Origin of the sequence: Deinococcus sp. (assembly GCF_030523985.1) — a bacterium.
Classification (GTDB): Bacteria; Deinococcota; Deinococci; order Deinococcales; family Deinococcaceae; genus Deinococcus.
Genome location: NZ_JAUNHK010000039.1, coordinates 5993 through 21457 on the forward strand (window position 1 = coordinate 5993; position 15465 = coordinate 21457).

The 15465-nt window shown below is 64.2% G+C and carries 15 protein-coding genes; 5 read left to right on the forward strand and 10 right to left on the reverse strand.

The annotated features are described in order from the left end of the window. The first annotated feature begins 158 nt into the window (after positions 1-158). Positions 159-1382: a sugar ABC transporter substrate-binding protein gene (locus tag Q4C89_RS07580; protein WP_303101999.1), complete on the forward strand. Its 1224-nt coding sequence runs from the start codon at positions 159-161 to the stop codon at positions 1380-1382. Between the two features lie 65 nt (positions 1383-1447). On the opposite strand, the gene msrB is transcribed toward Q4C89_RS07580, so the two are convergent. Beyond that, positions 1448-1909: a peptide-methionine (R)-S-oxide reductase MsrB gene (msrB, locus tag Q4C89_RS07585; RefSeq protein WP_303102000.1), complete on the reverse strand. Its 462-nt coding sequence runs from the start codon at positions 1907-1909 to the stop codon at positions 1448-1450. Between the two features lie 149 nt (positions 1910-2058). On the opposite strand from msrB, the gene Q4C89_RS07590 reads away from it, so the two are divergent. Continuing rightward, complete coding sequence (locus Q4C89_RS07590) at positions 2059-3276, forward strand: hypothetical protein (protein WP_303102001.1); 1218 nt, start codon at positions 2059-2061, stop codon at positions 3274-3276. Positions 3277-3373: 97 nt separating this feature from the next. On the opposite strand, the gene Q4C89_RS07595 is transcribed toward Q4C89_RS07590, so the two are convergent. From Q4C89_RS07595 to topA, 5 genes are all read right to left on the reverse strand, one after another. Next, on the reverse strand, positions 3374-4549 hold the full coding sequence (locus tag Q4C89_RS07595; RefSeq protein ID WP_303102002.1) for an amidase: 1176 nt from the start codon (positions 4547-4549) through the stop codon (positions 3374-3376). A 51-nt stretch (positions 4550-4600) separates the two neighbouring features. Further along, the gene (gene hpt, locus Q4C89_RS07600; protein ID WP_303102003.1) at positions 4601-5131 is read right to left on the reverse strand and encodes a hypoxanthine phosphoribosyltransferase; all 531 of its coding nucleotides are present in this window, start codon (positions 5129-5131) and stop codon (positions 4601-4603) included. A gap of 51 nt (positions 5132-5182) precedes the next feature. Then, positions 5183-6790 (reverse strand): alpha-amylase family glycosyl hydrolase, encoded by a 1608-nt coding sequence (locus Q4C89_RS07605; RefSeq protein ID WP_303102004.1) that lies wholly within the window; start codon positions 6788-6790, stop codon positions 5183-5185. Between the two features lie 146 nt (positions 6791-6936). Beyond that, a complete protein-coding gene (locus tag Q4C89_RS07610; RefSeq protein ID WP_303102005.1) occupies positions 6937-7224 on the reverse strand; it encodes a hypothetical protein in 288 nt (95 codons plus the stop codon). An 11-nt stretch (positions 7225-7235) separates the two neighbouring features. Then, positions 7236-10133: a type I DNA topoisomerase gene (gene topA, locus Q4C89_RS07615; protein ID WP_303102006.1), complete on the reverse strand. Its 2898-nt coding sequence runs from the start codon at positions 10131-10133 to the stop codon at positions 7236-7238. 110 nt (positions 10134-10243) lie between these two features. Here topA and Q4C89_RS07620 point away from each other — a divergent pair, with 110 nt between their 5' ends. Beyond that, positions 10244-11002: a helical backbone metal receptor gene (locus Q4C89_RS07620; RefSeq protein ID WP_303102007.1), complete on the forward strand. Its 759-nt coding sequence runs from the start codon at positions 10244-10246 to the stop codon at positions 11000-11002. Positions 11003-11086: 84 nt separating this feature from the next. Here the strand turns inward: Q4C89_RS07620 and Q4C89_RS07625 are convergent, their stop codons facing one another. Then, complete coding sequence (locus Q4C89_RS07625; protein WP_303102008.1) at positions 11087-11572, reverse strand: LEA type 2 family protein; 486 nt, start codon at positions 11570-11572, stop codon at positions 11087-11089. 97 nt (positions 11573-11669) lie between these two features. Here Q4C89_RS07625 and Q4C89_RS07630 point away from each other — a divergent pair, with 97 nt between their 5' ends. Both Q4C89_RS07630 and Q4C89_RS07635 read left to right on the forward strand, forming a co-directional pair. Continuing rightward, positions 11670-12608: a hypothetical protein gene (locus tag Q4C89_RS07630; protein ID WP_303102009.1), complete on the forward strand. Its 939-nt coding sequence runs from the start codon at positions 11670-11672 to the stop codon at positions 12606-12608. A gap of 62 nt (positions 12609-12670) precedes the next feature. Then, positions 12671-13321 (forward strand): outer membrane lipoprotein carrier protein LolA, encoded by a 651-nt coding sequence (locus Q4C89_RS07635; protein ID WP_303102010.1) that lies wholly within the window; start codon positions 12671-12673, stop codon positions 13319-13321. On the opposite strand, the gene Q4C89_RS07640 is transcribed toward Q4C89_RS07635, so the two are convergent. The 3 genes from Q4C89_RS07640 to Q4C89_RS07650 all read right to left on the reverse strand — a co-directional run. Next, positions 13308-14321, reverse strand: a complete 1014-nt coding sequence (locus tag Q4C89_RS07640) for a DivIVA domain-containing protein (protein WP_303102011.1) — start codon at positions 14319-14321, stop codon at positions 13308-13310. The genes Q4C89_RS07635 and Q4C89_RS07640 overlap by 14 nt on opposite strands. Next, positions 14318-14947 carry a YggS family pyridoxal phosphate enzyme gene (locus Q4C89_RS07645; protein WP_303102012.1) on the reverse strand — a complete coding sequence of 210 codons (630 nt, stop codon included), beginning with the start codon at positions 14945-14947 and terminating at the stop codon, positions 14318-14320. The genes Q4C89_RS07640 and Q4C89_RS07645 overlap by 4 nt, the downstream gene beginning before the upstream one ends. A 140-nt stretch (positions 14948-15087) precedes the next feature. After that, positions 15088-15465, reverse strand: a 378-nt coding sequence (locus tag Q4C89_RS07650) for a triose-phosphate isomerase (protein ID WP_303102013.1), incomplete at its 5' end; no start/stop codon positions are given.

Sequence of the window (15465 nt, forward strand, 5' to 3'; positions counted from 1 at the left end):
ACCGGGGCGCGGGCGGTGGTCGTCGGCAGCGCCATCACCCGGCCCGACCATGTGACACGCTGGTTTGCCGAGGCACTCGCCTGAGCGTGGGCGGCCCCCTTTCACCCACCGGGGCGCTGTTCACCCACTGGGGCACCGTGTCACGCTAGAGTCAGCCCGTGAAAAAACTAGTTCTGACGGCTGCGCTGCTCGCTGTTTCGGCGGCTTCGGCGCAAAAAACCCAGCTCGAATTCTGGACGATCAGCCTCGCGCCGCTGTTCAACGACGAGATGAACCGGCTGGTGAGGCAGTACGAGAAGGAAAACCCCAATGTCGAACTCAAGTGGGTGGACGTGCCCGCCAACGCGATGGAGCAGAAACTCCTCGCCGCTGTCGCCGCCGGACGCCCGCCCGCCGCCGTCAACCTGAGTTCGGACATGGCCGTCAAGCTGGTGCAGCAGGGCGCATTGGAGCCGCTGACCCTCAGCGCCGCCCAGCAGAAGGTGTATTTCCCCAACACGCTCTCGACCTTTACCTTCGGCGGCAAGGTCATGGGCGTGCCGTGGTACTGGTCGCCCAAGGTGGTTGCCTACAACACCGAGATTTTCAAGAAGGCGGGCCTCAGCACCACCAACCCCCCGCGCACCATCCAGACCATGATGGCCGCCGCCAAGCAGATCAAGGACAAGACCGGGCTGTACGGCTTCATGCCCAACATCAACGGCATCAACTTCATCTACCTGTTCCAGGAAGCGGGCCTGCCCGTCATCAAGAACGGCAAGGCGGTCTTCAACAGCCCCGAACACGTCAAGCTGGTGCAGCAGTATGTGGACCTCTACAAGAAGGGCTACATCCCCGAAGACACCATGCGCCGGGGCTACACCGCCGCCACCGAACTGTACGCCTCGGGCAAACTCGCCATGCTGATTACCGGGCCGCAGTTCATCCTGCGCGTGCAAAACGACAACAAGGACGTGTTCGCCAAGACCCAGGTCGCGCCCTACCCCATCAACATCGCGGGCAACGTGATTCACACGGGGCTGATGGGCTTTACCGTGCCCAAGGGCCAGAAGGACAAGGCAGCCGCGCAAAAACTCGCGCTGTTCCTGACCAACGACGCCAACCAGCTCGCCTTTTCCAAGGTGACCAAGACCACCTTCCCCAGCACCGTCAAGGCCAGCACCGACAAGTTCTTCAAGACGGGCGGCAGCGACGCGGTCAGCCAGGGCCGACTGGTGGCCGCCAGCGAACTAAAGAAGGCCAAAGACCTGACGCTGGTCTACCCCGACGCCTCCAAGCTGAACAAGGTCTTCAAGGACAATATCGAAGCGGCGATGGCGGGCCAGAAGACCGTCAAGGCCGCCCTCGACGAAATCGTGCGGGCCTGGAACGCCAGCCTTTAACCCCCAACTCAAAGGAGAGCGCCCCGCAACGATTATCGGCGGGGCGCTTTCTCCTTTGGTCAGCTTCAGCGGTTCTCGAACAGTGTCCGGTAAGCGCCGTAGCCCTGGGCTTCGAGTTCAGCCAGCGGCACGAAGCGCAGCGCCGCCGAGTTGATGCAGTAGCGCAGGCCGCCCCGGTCACGCGGGCCGTCGGGGAAGACGTGACCGAGGTGGGAGTCGGCTTGGGCCGAGCGAACCTCGGTGCGGGCATAGCCGATTTTGTAGTCGGTGTTCTCGCGCAGGGTCACGTCGGGAATGGGTTGGGTGAAGCTGGGCCAGCCGCACCCCGCGTCATACTTGTCCAGGCTGGAAAACAGCGGCTCGCCCGACACCACGTCCACGTAGATGCCGTCCTCGGTGTGGTCCCAGTACTCGCCGGTGAAGGCCCGCTCGGTGCCTTCATGCTGCGTCACTTGGTACTGAATGGGCGTGAGCTTTTCGCGCAGTTCGGCGTCGCTGGGCTTCTGGAAGGGGAGCTTTTCGGTCATGCGGCCAGTGTAGGGTGGCCCTGTGGCGCAGACCGTAACGCCTCTTGCAGCGCATGCCCTCCACGATTGAGCCACCGGGGCGCTAAAGTTGGAACAGTTGACGTTCTGTTGCTCCGTTCCTTCCCCGATTCACGAACGAGGTTGTCCTGATGTTGCGCCGCCTGCTGTCCCCCTTGCTGCTGCTGTCTCTGGCCCTGCTGCCCTCGTGCGATTTCGGGGAGACGCCCGCACCGCCTGCTGAGGAGCAGACCGAACAGTCGCCCGCTTTGCCCCCTGAAGTGGCGACGGCCCTGCGGAGCGAAACCCAGTCTGGTGACGCCCAGCCGGGTCTGCGGGCTACCGCTCAGCACTGCCCCACCGAACTTGCCGCCCCCTACGACGCGGCTCGCCTGAGCATGGGGCTGTACTGGTACGCGCCGGGCGTGCCCGATTCGCCGGGGGGTGTGGGCTGTCTGGCACGGGCCGATGGCGGCCACATTCCCGGTTACTACGACCCGGCCAAACCCGTTTTGATTTTCGTTCACGGCTGGCAGCCGGGGCTGGTGGCACAGGGCTGGGTGCCCGGCACGACCCTCAGCACCCGGCGCGAGAATTTCTGGTTTGGTGCCGGTGGGCTGAACGTCGCTGACCTGTGGCTGCAAAAAGGCTGGAACATCGGCTTTTTCCACTGGTCGCAACTGGCCGACGAGAAACACTCGCTGGGGATGCCTTTCAATGCCCAGGCCAAAATCTGGACGACCACCTACGGCTTTGCCGGAAACGAGCGGGTGGGCATGCGCTGGAAGACCCCGGCGGGCTACAGCACCGAAGGCATGCCGCGCCAACCCGCTGGGGAGCTGTTCTATGCGGCCTACAAGTCGGCCCTGAGCCAGTGGAACTACCGCGGCCCGGAACCCGTGCGGCTGATGGGACACAGTCTGGGCGCCCAGATGGTGCTGTCACTGGCGGAGCAGGCGGCGCACGACCCGGCGCTGCCCCCCCGCTTGCAGCCGCGCCGCCTGATTCTGGCTGACCCCTACTGGACGCCAGCCCTGCCCCGCGCCGGACACGACTACGCCTATCTGTCCCCCGATCCCAATCCGGCAGACCGCAGCGCCCGCATCGCCGCCGAGTTGCTGGGCCGGGGCACGGTCATCGAATGGCTCAAGTCCAGTCCGCTGCTCGACCTGGGGGGAGACCACAACCCTGGACTGGCGTCGCAGGTGACCCGCGTAGACCTCCTCCCCGACTACCTGACCGGGGGGCGTCCACTGTTCAGCAAGTTGGGGGAGAAACACATGGTCGCGCCGCGCTGGTATCTCTGGAGCTTGACCCAGGCGCCGCACGCACCGGGCAGTGCTGCCAGACCCCTAGAGCCGCCGCGTTGATGGAGCAGCACACGGTTTACGTCCAAGTCACTGGACAGGTGTCGGCACCGCCGGACGACGACACGTTCAGCGACGTGGGACGCTGAAGGAGTTCGGGTCAGTACAGGTTCAGTCCCAGCCCCAACCCCAGCAGCCTTTCATCCTGGCCGTGCTTGCCGACGAGCTGGACACCTACATCCGGCGTGGCGCTCGGTAGGGCCAGCGTCGGTGCACCCAGCAGACTGAAGGGAGCCGTCAGGCGCAAGACGGCGCGGCGCAGGGGAAGGCGACCCCCGGTCAGCTCGACTTCTTCATGCCCTCTCAGTGGCGGCGGCGTCGGCACGGCGGGCGCGAGCAGCACGTCGAATTCGCTCAGAAGCTGGTCGAGCAGGCGGCGATACTCGGCCCTGCGGTCATGCGCGGCCTGCACCTCCGTCTCACTCAGGGCCGCGCCCTGCCGCAGCGATGTCAATGTGAAAGGCAGAAAACCGGGGTCGTCCTGACGCAAGGCGTCCCGATGCACCCGCGCCGCCTCACTCAGCACGATAGGTGAGTAGGCGTCGAGCATTTCCGGCAGTTCCACCGGGGCGATGGTGGCTCCCCGGCTTTGCAGCTCGGCGGCGGAGGCGGTAACGGCGTCGCGCACCGTCATGTCTGTCCAGCCCTCCGGCAACCACAGCCCCACCTGGACGCCTTGCCAGTCCTGCGGGGTGGCCCGGACACCGCTCAGCGCCTCATGCACCCGCACGATGGTCGGCAGGTCGCGGGCGAGCGGCCCAGCGTGGTCGCAGGTCGTCGAGAGCGGCAGCACCCCGTCTGTGCTCCAGGCGGCATGGCCCTTGGTCGGCTTGTAGCCCACGACCCCGCACCACGCCGACGGCACCCGAATCGAGCCGCCCGTGTCGGTGCCGAGCGCGAAGTCCACCTGTCCCAGCGCCACGCTGACCGCCGCGCCGCTGCTGCTGCCGCCCGGCACACGCTCGGGGTCGCGGGGGTGGGTGGTGCCGCCGTACCCGTTCAGGCCGGTGATGCCCAGCGCGATTTCGTGCAGGTGCGTCTTGCCCAGGGCCGCTGCCCCCAGGTCGAGCAAACGGCACACCAGCACACTCTCGCCAGGGTCGGGCACCGGGGCACGGGTACTGGCGCTCAAGGGCCAACCGGGGACACCGTACAGGTCTTTAACCGAAAAAGTCAGCCCCGCCAGTGGCCCTTCCAAGTGGGTCTGGAGGGCAGAGGCGGGACGGTAAGCCCAGGCACGCTGGGGGTCGGGAACAGTCGAATCGGAGGGGGTCACCAGACCACTATGCCGCTGTCAGGCCGCGTTGCCCAGATAAGGATAGGGGGTTCAGTCGTCCTGGCTGGTAATGAACGGCAAGTTGCGGTCAAGTTGCGCCCGGTCGAGGCCGTAGCCGTACACGTAGGCGTCGGGGATGGTAAAGCCCAGGTAATCCACAGGCACTTCGACCTTGCGGCGGCTGGGCTTGCTGAGCAGGGCCGCGACTTTCAGGCTGGCGGGGCCGCGCCCTTCGAGGTACTGAAGGAGGTAGCTCATGGTGATGCCCGTGTCCACGATGTCGTCCACCATAATCACGTGGCGGTCGCTGATGGGAAAGGACAGGTCTTTGACCAGTCGCACTTCGCCACTCGACTGCTTGGCATTGCCGTAGCTGCTGGCCTGCATAAAGTCGATGGTAGCGGGCATGTCCAGCGCCCGCACCAGGTCGGTATGAAACATGAAGGCGCCGTTGAGGACGCAAATCAGGTGCGGCTGCTTGCCCGCGTAGTCGGTGCGGATTTTGGCGGCGAGTTCCTGAATGCGCCCCCGAATCTGTTCTGCGCTGATTTGGACGGGGCCGTTGCCGGGAGTAAGGCTCATGCAGCGCAGGCTAACAGATGAGCCTCACCTGCGACTATGGCGTGGTCTGGGTCAGTTGCTCTGCTGGACGATACGGGCTTCGTTGGGGCGCAAGGGACTGGCGGCGTCGGGCTGGTCGCCCAGGCTGCTCAGGAGGGTTTGCCCCGCGCCGGAAATGCTCCGCTCCTCCCCACCGAAGTTGAGCCAGACGGTCAACCGTTCGTCACCTAGCACGCGCTCAAAGGCGAAAATATCGGCGTGCCCGCTGTCCAGACTGCGGTAACTGCCGCCGACCAGGGCGGGGTGTTCCTGGCGCAGGCGAGTCAGGGCGCGGAAGAAGTTCAGGTCGCTGGCGGGGTCGCCCTCCTGCACCTGTACATTCACCCGCGAGAAGTCATCCGGCAGCGGCAGCCACGTTTCCACACCCGTCTCGCTGAATCCGGCGTTGGGGCCAGCCGTCCACTGCATCGGTGTGCGCTCGGGGTCGCGTCCGGCAGCCGGGCTGTCGGGCTGCTGCAGCCCCGAGGGGTCCACCATCTTCTCGAAAGGGATGTGGACGTTCTCCATGCCGATTTCGTCGCCGTAGTACACGGTCGGTGTGCCGCGCAGCGTGAGCAGCAGCGTCTGGGCCACCCGGTACTGCGCCGCGCCCACCCGCGTCTTGAAGCGGTGCTGGTCGTGGTTGCCCAGCACCCAGTTGGGCCACGCGCCCGCCGCGTTGCTCGCTGCGTCGTACTCGTCGGCGAACTGGCGCACCGTTTCCGCGTCCCAGGGCAGCAGAATCAGGTGAAAGTTGAACGGCAGATGTACCATCGGCGCGTCCGCTGTGCCGGAGTAGGGCAACAGTTTGCCCAGCGGCAGGTAGATTTCCCCGACCATCATGCGGTCATCGAACTCGTCCAGCACGCACCGCATCTCGCGGACGTATTCATGGGTTTCGGGCTGGTCTTGCGTGTAGATGTGCTCCAGGCTGCCGTGTTCCACTTGCCCGCCGATAATCTGGGCGTTCGGGTTTTCCGGCTCGTCCAGAAAGCGTTCGTCCTCCGCCAGCAGCCAAATCACGTCCACCCGGAAGCCGTCCACGCCCCGGCGCATCCAGAAACGCAGCACCTCGAACATGGCCTCGCGCACCGCCGGGTTGCGCCAGTTCAAATCCGGCTGGCTGGGCAGAAACTGGTGCAGGTAGTATTGCCCGCTTCTTTCGTCCAGCGTCCAGGCCGGGCCGCCGAAAAACGATTTCCAGTTGTTGGGCAGGCCGCCGCCGGGGGCCGGGTCGCGCCACACATACCAGTCTCGCTTGGGGCTGTCCTTGCCCTTCAGCGCCTCCTGAAACCAGGCGTGGTCGCTGCTGGTGTGGTTGGGCACGTAATCCAGCATGACCTTCAGCCCCAGGCGGTGCACCTCCGCCACCAGTTCGTCGAACTGTTCCAACGTGCCGAACGTAGGGTCAATGTCGCAGTAGTCCGCCACGTCGTACCCGAAGTCGCGCATGGGGCTTTTGAAAATGGGGGAGAGCCACACCGCCTGCACGCCCAGGCTGGCGATGTAAGGCAGCCGCGCCGTAATGCCAGGTAGGTCGCCCACGCCGTCGCCGTCGGTGTCCTGGTAAGAACGCGGGTAAATCTGATAGATGATGCCGCTCTGCCACCATTTGAGCTCGCCTTGCAGGGTTGAAGCCATAATTCAGTGTACTCCTGAATCGTTTTAGAAGGTCAAGACGGGCGATGGGTTCTCATCAACAGGGGACTCAGGAGGTGGTAAATTCAAATTTATATGTAGAGGCTGTTGAACTGTGGGCTGGAGACGATTTCACGAAGGAGAGAACCTCAATCCAACCACTGCAACAGCACCGTTCCTTCCTTCAGCCCTAGCGCCTGCCAAGGCCCGGCAACGGTAAACAGTTCTCCCGCTCGAAGATGCACGAATGCGCCTGTCGGCAAATCCACCACCGCCTCACCCGCCAAACACAGCAGTGCCCCGCCCCCCTGCTCTGAGATTTTGCCGCTCAGCGCCAGCACTCGCGCCGACAAACCCGGCAACTGCACCCACTGCCCCGGCGCACTCTGGGCGAGGCGGGGGAGGTGGAGGGCTTGAGGAGGAAGGGGGCGGGACATGACGAAACTGCTTATCCCTGCCGCGCCGCCTGATTCAGCTTCTTACTCGCCTGAAGCGCCATCCCCTTCGCCTTCTTCACGTCCAGCCCCAGCTCTGGCGCGACTTCTTCCACCTTGCGGCCCTGTTCGCGGGTGGCAGTGACCAGCGCCCGCTCCTGCTCGGACAGCACGCCCACAAAGGGCTTGAGTTCGGCCCAGGTCAGTGCGGCTTTGGCAGGGGCTTTGGGCTTGGCAGCGGCTTTTTTGGTGGTTGTCTTCTTGGTCGCCGCTTTCTTGGGCGCGGCCTTGCTCACCGTTTTGCTACTCGCTGTCCTGGTGCCCGCCTTGCGCGTGCCCGTCTTCGCAGGCTTTTTCTTCGGCTCCTTGCCGCGCTCCTCCAAAATATCGAGTGCCCGCTCGGGGCTGAGGGTGTGCATGTCCTCGCCTTTGCGGAGGGTGGCGTTCTTCTCGCCGTCGGTCAGGTAGGGTCCGAACCGCCCCGACTTGAGCAGAATGGGCGCACGGCCCTCGTACTCGTAGGTCGCCAGCGGAGCCGCCGCCACACCCCGGCCCCGGAATTTGGGTTGCAGGAAGACGGCTTCGGCCTCGGGCAACGTCACGCTGAACAGTTGGTCGTGGCGGTCCAGGCTGCGCGAGTCGTTGCCGCGCTTGAGGTACGGCCCGAACTTGCCGTTGTGTGCCCAGACTTCCTCGCCGCCGCTGACGCCCACCAGCCGGGGCAGGGTCAGCAGTTGCAGCGCCCGCTCCAGCGTCAGTTCGTCCAGCTTCTCGCCGGGAAACAGGCTGGCCGAGTGCAGCGGCGGGTTCTCGTCGCCCAGCGTCACGTAGGGGCCGTAACGCCTGGCGCGGGCCACCACTGGATGCCCGGTTTCGGGGTCGTGGCCCAGCACCGTGTCCCCCTGCGGGCGGCTGAACAGGTCTTCGGCCAGTTCCAGGGTCAGTTCGTCAGGGGTCAGGTCTTCGGGCAGGTTGGCTTTGGCCTCGCCGCGCTGCATGTAGGGGCCGTAGCGCCCCACCCGCACCTCAATGCCGCTGCCGTCCAACTTCGGCACGGCGATGGTGGCGATGCCGCGTGCGTCAATCTCGCCCATCTGCCGCTCGACCAGGGGTTTGAGCGCCATGCCCTGCCCTTCTTCGCCCAGGTAAAAGCGCCGCAGGTAAGGCACGCGGCTCTCGCGTCCGCCCGCAATTTCGTCGAGGTCTTCTTCCATTTTGGCGGTGAAGTCGTAGTCCACCAGCGTGCCGAAATGGTGTTCGAGCAGCGCCGAAGTCGCAAAGGCCGTCCACGACGGCACCAGGGCTGGCCCCTTCTTGATGGCGTAGCCCCTTTCCTGAATGGTGTGCAGGATGCTGGCGTAGGTCGAGGGTCGCCCGATGCCCGCGCCTTCGAGCGCCTGCACCAGACTGGCCTCGGTGTAGCGGGCGGGAGGTTGGGTGTCGTGGCTCTCGGCCTTGACTTCGCTGGCCTGCACCGTGTCGCCCTCTTTCAGCGGGGGCAGGGGCGTGTCGCGGTCTTCGAGCGCGGCGGCGGGGTCGTCGCTGCCTTCCACATAGGCCCGCAGGAAGCCCGGAAATTCGATGGTGCGCCCCGAGGCGTTCAGGCCCACCGCCGTGCCCTTCGTCGTCTGCCCGGCGAGGCGCACGCGCAGGCTGCGGCCCCTGGCGTCCGCCATCTGGCAGGCAATCGTGCGCTTCCAGATGAGGTCGTACAGCCGCCACTCGTCGCCCGTCAGTTCGCCGCGCAGCTGCTCCGGCGTGCGGAAGGTGCTGCCCGCCGGACGAATCGCCTCGTGCGCTTCCTGGGCATTCTTGGACTTTTTGGCGTACACGCGGGGCTGCGGCGAGAGATACTCAGCCCCGTACATCTGCGTGACCTGGGTGCGGGCGGCATTGACCGCTTCACCCGACAGGTTGGTCGAGTCGGTTCGCATGTAGGTGATGTAGCCGCCTTCGTACAACTTCTGGGCCGTCCGCATGGTGGTCTGGGCCGACATCCTCAACTTGCGGCTGCCTTCCTGCTGCAAGGTCGAGGTAATGAAGGGCGCAGGTGGGCGCGAGGTAAAGGGTTTTTCCTCCGCCGATACGACCCGCAGCGGCTGCCCCTGTAGTCCCTCGGCAATCTCCTGGGCTTCTGCCGCTCCCAGCAGGCGCACCCCGGCCCCGGCCCGCAACTGCCCGGTCAGTGGGTCGAAATCCTTGCCGATGGCGAGGCGTTCGCCCTGCACTTCGGTCAGGCGGGCGGGGAAGGTCTGGCCCCCCTTTTCCGCCGTGACCAGCACGTCCCACCACGTCGCCGACACGAAGCGCATCCGCTCACGCTCGCGCTCGACCAGCATCCGGGTCGCCACCGACTGCACCCGGCCCGCCGACAGCTTGGGCGCGACTTTGCGCCACAGCACCGGGCTGACCTCGTAGCCGTACAGACGGTCTACGGCGCGGCGGGCTTCTTGCGCCTCCACCAAATTGCGGTCAATCTGCCGGGGCGAGGCAATGGCGGCCTGAATCGCTTCCTTGGTGATTTCATGAAACACCATGCGCTTGACGGGCACCTTGGGCCTCAGTTCCTGGTACAGGTGCCAGGCGATGCTTTCCCCCTCGCGGTCATCGTCGGTCGCCAGAATGATTTCGTCGGCCTGGGCCGCCAGCTGGCGCAGTTGGGCGACCTTCTGTTTTTTCTCGGGCGACACGACATAGAGCGGCTGAAAGTCGTGTTCTACGTCCAGCCCCAGCCGCGCCCAGGCTTGGCCCTTGTACTTGTCGGGGATGTCGGCGGCGCTGCGCGGCAGGTCACGGATGTGACCCACCGAGGACTCGACGGCGTAGCCCTGACCGAGATACTTCTCGATGGTCTTGGCTTTGGCAGGCGATTCGACGATCACCAGGGTTCTGGAGGGGGAAGATTTAGGCATAAGTGAGAAACTTCGCGCATGGGGAAGTTGCGGTGAGCGTAGCATGCCGACCTGGGGAGCCGACGCAGGGTCGGGCCGGCACTTCTCACCTGTCCAGATAGACTGACGGCATGTCCACATCCGCCGCTGTTCCACTTCGTCTGGCCTCGCTGGTGGCGAGCAATTCCGACATTCTGGCGGCCCTGGGGCTGTATGGTCAGGTGGTCGCCGTAGACAGCCATTCGGACGCGCCCGGTCTGGAAACGGCGCGGCGACTGGGCCTCGACCTCGATATAGACGTGCAGGCTTTGCAAGAGGCCGCCCCCGACCTGGTGCTGGCGAGCCTCAGCGTACCGGGACAAGACCGCGTGGTCGCGCAGGTGCAGGCTGCGGGGCTGCCGACATTGGTGCTCGACCCCGTGACCCTGTCGCAGGTCATGGCGGACATCCGGCTGGTGGGGGAGAGGCTGGGCGTTCCCGAACGGGCCGAAGCCGTCGTGCGTGCCTTTCAGGACGAACTGCGCGACCTGCGGCCCACTTTGCCGCGCCCGCCTCGCGTGGTGGTGGAATGGTGGCCCCGGCCCATCATTGCCGCTACCTGTGACTCGTGGGTGACCGACCTGCTGTCCGAACTGGGCGCGGTCAACGCCTTCGCGCAGAGGCCCGGACGTTCCACACCGCTCACGCTGGAAGAAGTTCAGGACGCCCAGCCCGACCTCATCGTGTGCTCGTGGTGCGGGGCCAAAAAGCTGCGCCCGGAAGTCATTGAGGCGCGTGGTCTGGGGGTTCCAGTCGTCGCCATCCATGAAAGCGGTCTGGGTCGCCCCGGCCCCCGGTTGATCGAAGGCGCACGTCAACTCTCAGAGGCTCTGAAAAACCTTAACATCTAAGGTAACTTTATTCATCTTTATATGAAAGAAGAGTTCCCCTTATAGAAGTGAAAGAGGAGAGACTTCGCCCCTCCTTCCGAATCCCTAAAAAAGCTGAATAGCGGGCTGTTTCCAAATCCCTTGACTGAAAGTGAATGGCCCAAAACGTGGCTGTCCCAGCGGCCCGAGGTCAGCCTTGAACGACCCGTCAAGCCGGTAGCTCACTTCCTGACCACGGGCAATCTGCAAGAAAGTCGTCATCGTATTGACCGTCAGCGGAAGCTGCAACTGTGCCCGCTGGACGGTCTGGCCCTGAGCAGGCAGATTCACGTCCGGCACCGTCACTCGTCCGACATACTGACCCTCGACGACCAGTTGAGCCTCAATTTGTGCCAAACGCACCGCAATGGGATTCGGATTGCTGACCGCGAGTTCGAGGTTTACATAAGCGGTTGCCGGTTGCCCCAGCACTGGCAGCGACAGGCGCGCGAGCGTAATGTCTTGGACTTGTAAACCGGGCGGCTGGATAACCTGCTGTGTAGGGCCACAAGCAGTCAGCAGCAGTCCTAGAGGAAAGAGAAGTTTCTTCACCCCTCCAAAATACGACGCCAAACAATTAAACTGAGCTATTTAATTCAATTTATATTATCCCGCCATCTTTGACCTTCGCAAATACTAATCTACCCCCATGACGCGCACCTTCCTCATCACCCTCCTCAGCCTCAGCTGCGCTGCCCAGGCCACCCAAGTCGACCTTCAGCTCAGCAGCCAGCTCTGGCCCCAGCCCAGCGCCCACACCGCCCAGATCGGCCTGTCTGAACTTCCCCTCGGCCCCGGCCAGTTCAGCGCCAGCCTCAGCAACCGCGCCGCCACAGTGGGTTACCGCCAGAGCCTCAGCTTGCCCCCGCTCGGAGCCCTCGACAGCCAAGCAGAACTGGCGCGGCCCTGGAGCGGAGGCCTGCGCCTGAACAGCTCGGCAAGCGGCGGCCTCGGCCCAGTGGCCCTGCAAGTCAGGGGAGAGGCCTTCAGCGCCCCACTGAGTGCCGTACACCCCCTCGACCAGTGGCAGGAAGCGCCACGCGACCTTCGCCCTCAGGGCTGGAACCTCAATGTAGACGGGCGCTACCGCCTCGACCGCCGCCGGATCATCGACGTAGGTCTCGAAACTGGAGGACAAACCAGTGTCACCGCTGGCCTCGAACTCAGGCCCACGCCTCCACAACCCAGCGAAAACGACGAGGACACCTCATCAGCTCCTCTGAACCTGAGCTACCGGGCAGGCCTCCGGGCTGGACAGAACATTTTCGGTGTTACCGCTGGGCTGACCCTCAGCAATGAGCAGGGCCTGGAATGGCGCACCGACGCTCTGGCCGAGACGCAATTCGGCATCACCAGTCGCCTGACCCTGCCGCCCGTGGGGGACACCGACCTCGCCTTCTACCTCGCCTACGAGCCCTGGCGACAGACCAGTGCGCCACTGCGCTACGGAGCCGAGCTGAGTCGCCCCCTGGGAAGAGGCACCGTGCAGATCGCGGCACGCGGCGGGCAACTCCACGGGGGCCCAGCAGGCGGCGGCTTTGAAGTGCGCTACAGCTTGCCCCTGAACGCGGGCGACGAGCAGCCTTGAGACCCAAGCCCTCATCAGCCACTCCTAGCGCTTCTCATGGCACGGGGCGAAATACTGTCCCCATGCGCCAGATTCTTTCTCTTGCCCTCCTCATCGGCCTCGGTAGCGCCAGCGCCCAAAGTGCCCAGGACATCATCAACCGCGTGGACAGCACCCAGAAAGCCGCCAAGGACATCAGCTTTCGCGTGACCGGTCAGACCGGATTTCAGGGCAGCACCCAGGCCATCGACTTCACGGTCAAGAGCATTCCCGCCCAGAGCGTCGCCCGACTGCAATTTCTAGCACCTGACGCTCTGGCCGACAATGTCGTGGTGGCCGACAAAAAAGAAGTGCGCCAGTACCTCTTCCTGACCAACCAGATCACCGTCACGCCCCTGAACAAGGCCGCCGGAAACGCGGGGCTGTCGGACCTCGACTTCACCCAACTCAGCAACCCCAGTGCCCTGCTGAAAAGCTACGACGTAAAACTGCTCGGCACCACCGGCAGCGCAGGCAAGCGCCTGTTCCAGCTCGAAGCCAAGCCCAAGAACGGCACCGAGCGCACCCGCGTCTGGATTAGCGAGAGCGGCTGGCGTCCGACCCGAGTGCAGGTTCTCGACAACGCCGGAAAAAGCGTGGCCGACCTGAGCATCAGCAGCTACAAGATCAACAGTGGCCTGAGCGCCGCCGGACTGCGTCAGTTGCCCAAGAACGCTCAGATTATTCGTCAGTAACGCCCTTTTTTCGGCCTTCGGGCTCACGTGGCCCTGGAACCGCATGTCGGCCCAGGGCCACGCCCGTCGTTTCCCCAGCCTCGGCCTGACCGGAACCGTACACCGGCACGGCCCCCGGCACCGCCTCCAGAACATCGGGCGTGTTCAGGTCCATCCCCTTGCTGAGGAGTTGGGTCACATCTATCTGCCGGGCGTCCTTGGTCGGGCCGAGGTCACTGGGCGTCTCAGAGGTCAACGGCTCCCCCGAAGCCCCCAGCAGGGCCGTCGCCAGCTCTGGCGGCAGATCGGGCAAGGCCTGAACGACATCAGGAGCCATCCATGCCGCCGAGCCACCCTGCTCCTGCATGGCCCCAAAGTGTTCGAGCGGCGGCAACGCCACGTCTTCAGGCAGGGTGTGGCGCAGGCTCAATTCCCCAAAGGAAGCCAGCAAGGCCCGGTAGGTACTCAGGAACTGGCCGTATTCCTGCCGCGCTGCCGAAAGCCGTCCCGAGAGTTCGAGGTACCGACTGCTGAACTGCCGTTCGAGCTCAGCCATCCTCTCACTGTGCTCCCGTTCGCGGGCGACCAGCCAATCGTGATGATCACGTTCCAGCTCGGCGTAGCGGTTACGAAAAGCCGTGTCGAGCTCGCCCAGACGTTGCTGATGCTTGCGCTCGGCCTCCTCGCTGCGCCTCTCGTGGTCGCGGTTGACGTCTGCCGCCTCGTTCCGCGCCTTTTCAAGAAGAAGCGCCGCTTCCCGCCCTGCGCTCTCGCGCAACTCGTGGGCCATCCTCTCCGCCGAAACGATGGCCCGGCGAATCTCGTCCTCGGCCTGACGCTTTTCCTGCAATTCGGCCTGCAACTGCTCGATACGCTCCTGTTGCTGCTTCTGCTCGCGGAGCAGGGCCTCGACACTGTAAGCGAGGTCGTTGAGGTAGGCCCGCACCTGTACCCGGTCGTAGCCGTTGACCCGCCCGGTGAAAAGCTGCTGGCTGATTTCGCGTGGAGAGAGTTTCATCATGTAAACAGGTTCCTTCCTACGCGCACCAGCGTAGCGCCCGCCGCGATCGCCAGGGGATAGTCGTCACTCATCCCCATGCTGAGTTCGCTCAGACCCAGGTCATGGGCCTGCCGCGCTGTTTCGAGGAAGACAGCCTCGGCCCGTGCCTCATCGTCATACGGAGCCATCGTCATGAGTCCCCGCACTTCCAAACCAGTCGCCTGAATCGCCCGCAACGCCAAAGGCAATTCCTGCGGCAAAAAGCCATGCTTCCGCGCCTCACCATTGTGCCGCTGAAGGAGCAGCGCAGGCGCGTGCCCCCATTTCTGCGCCGCCTCAGCGAGTGCTTCAGCCTGCCAGACCTCCTCAATGGAATGCACCAGGCTCACGCCACGCAGATATTTGATCTTGTTGCGTTGCAACGGCCCGATAAAGTGCCACTCTGCTTCCGGCCAAGCCGCCGACTTGTCCCGCAGTTCCTGACCACGATTTTCTGCCAGGGGAAACGCGCCGTGCGGCAGAACCTTCTGCTCTATTTCCTCCAGCGTATGCCCCTTCGTCACCGCGACCAACCGCACCGACCCGGCGGGCCGCCCGGCAGCGGCTTCCACCTCCCGAATCCGGGCAAGAACTTCCGGCACACTCACTCGTTCCGCTCCCTTCGCACCCTGGCATTGTAGAGAGTCCTCAAAAATATTTTTTCACAAATCAAAAAACAAAATATTTATTTCACAAATTTTCCAATAAAAAAGCCCCACTACGCAAGCAGCAGGGCAGAGGAAACAACTTACTTCAGCGCATCGTTCATGCCCAGCACGTCGGGCACTTTGAGGCTGGCACCGCCCACCAATGCGCCGTCTACGTTGGGCTTACCGCAAATCTCAGCGATATTGTCGGGCTTGACGCTGCCACCGTACAGCACACGAATTTCGGCGGCCTGGTCGCCGTACTGCTCTTTCAGCAGGCCGCGAATCGCCGCGCCCATTTCTTCGGCATCGTCAGCCGTGGCGGTTTTGCCCGTGCCGATGGCCCAGACGGGTTCGTAGGCGACGACCACATCCGCGCCGACTCCGCTCAGGCTGCCTTTTAACTGCGCCAGCGTATAAGCGACATGCTCGCCTTTTTCGCGCACGTCCAGTTTTTCGCCCACGCAGACAATCGGCAC

What these genes read in the sequence shown, in the direction of transcription:
- Q4C89_RS07630 (WP_303102009.1), top strand. Translation starts at nt 11,670, where the DNA reads ATGACGCGCACCTTCCTCATCACCCTCCTCAGCCTCAGCTGCGCTGCC.
- Q4C89_RS07610 (WP_303102005.1), bottom strand. Translation starts at nt 7,224, where the DNA reads ATGTCCCGCCCCCTTCCTCCTCAAGCCCTCCACCTCCCCCGCCTCGCC.
- topA (WP_303102006.1), bottom strand. Translation starts at nt 10,133, where the DNA reads ATGCCTAAATCTTCCCCCTCCAGAACCCTGGTGATCGTCGAATCGCCT.
- hpt (WP_303102003.1), bottom strand. Translation starts at nt 5,131, where the DNA reads ATGAGCCTTACTCCCGGCAACGGCCCCGTCCAAATCAGCGCAGAACAG.
- Q4C89_RS07605 (WP_303102004.1), bottom strand. Translation starts at nt 6,790, where the DNA reads ATGGCTTCAACCCTGCAAGGCGAGCTCAAATGGTGGCAGAGCGGCATC.
- Q4C89_RS07590 (WP_303102001.1), top strand. Translation starts at nt 2,059, where the DNA reads ATGTTGCGCCGCCTGCTGTCCCCCTTGCTGCTGCTGTCTCTGGCCCTG.
- Q4C89_RS07640 (WP_303102011.1), bottom strand. Translation starts at nt 14,321, where the DNA reads ATGATGAAACTCTCTCCACGCGAAATCAGCCAGCAGCTTTTCACCGGG.
- Q4C89_RS07635 (WP_303102010.1), top strand. Translation starts at nt 12,671, where the DNA reads ATGCGCCAGATTCTTTCTCTTGCCCTCCTCATCGGCCTCGGTAGCGCC.
- Q4C89_RS07620 (WP_303102007.1), top strand. Translation starts at nt 10,244, where the DNA reads ATGTCCACATCCGCCGCTGTTCCACTTCGTCTGGCCTCGCTGGTGGCG.
- msrB (WP_303102000.1), bottom strand. Translation starts at nt 1,909, where the DNA reads ATGACCGAAAAGCTCCCCTTCCAGAAGCCCAGCGACGCCGAACTGCGC.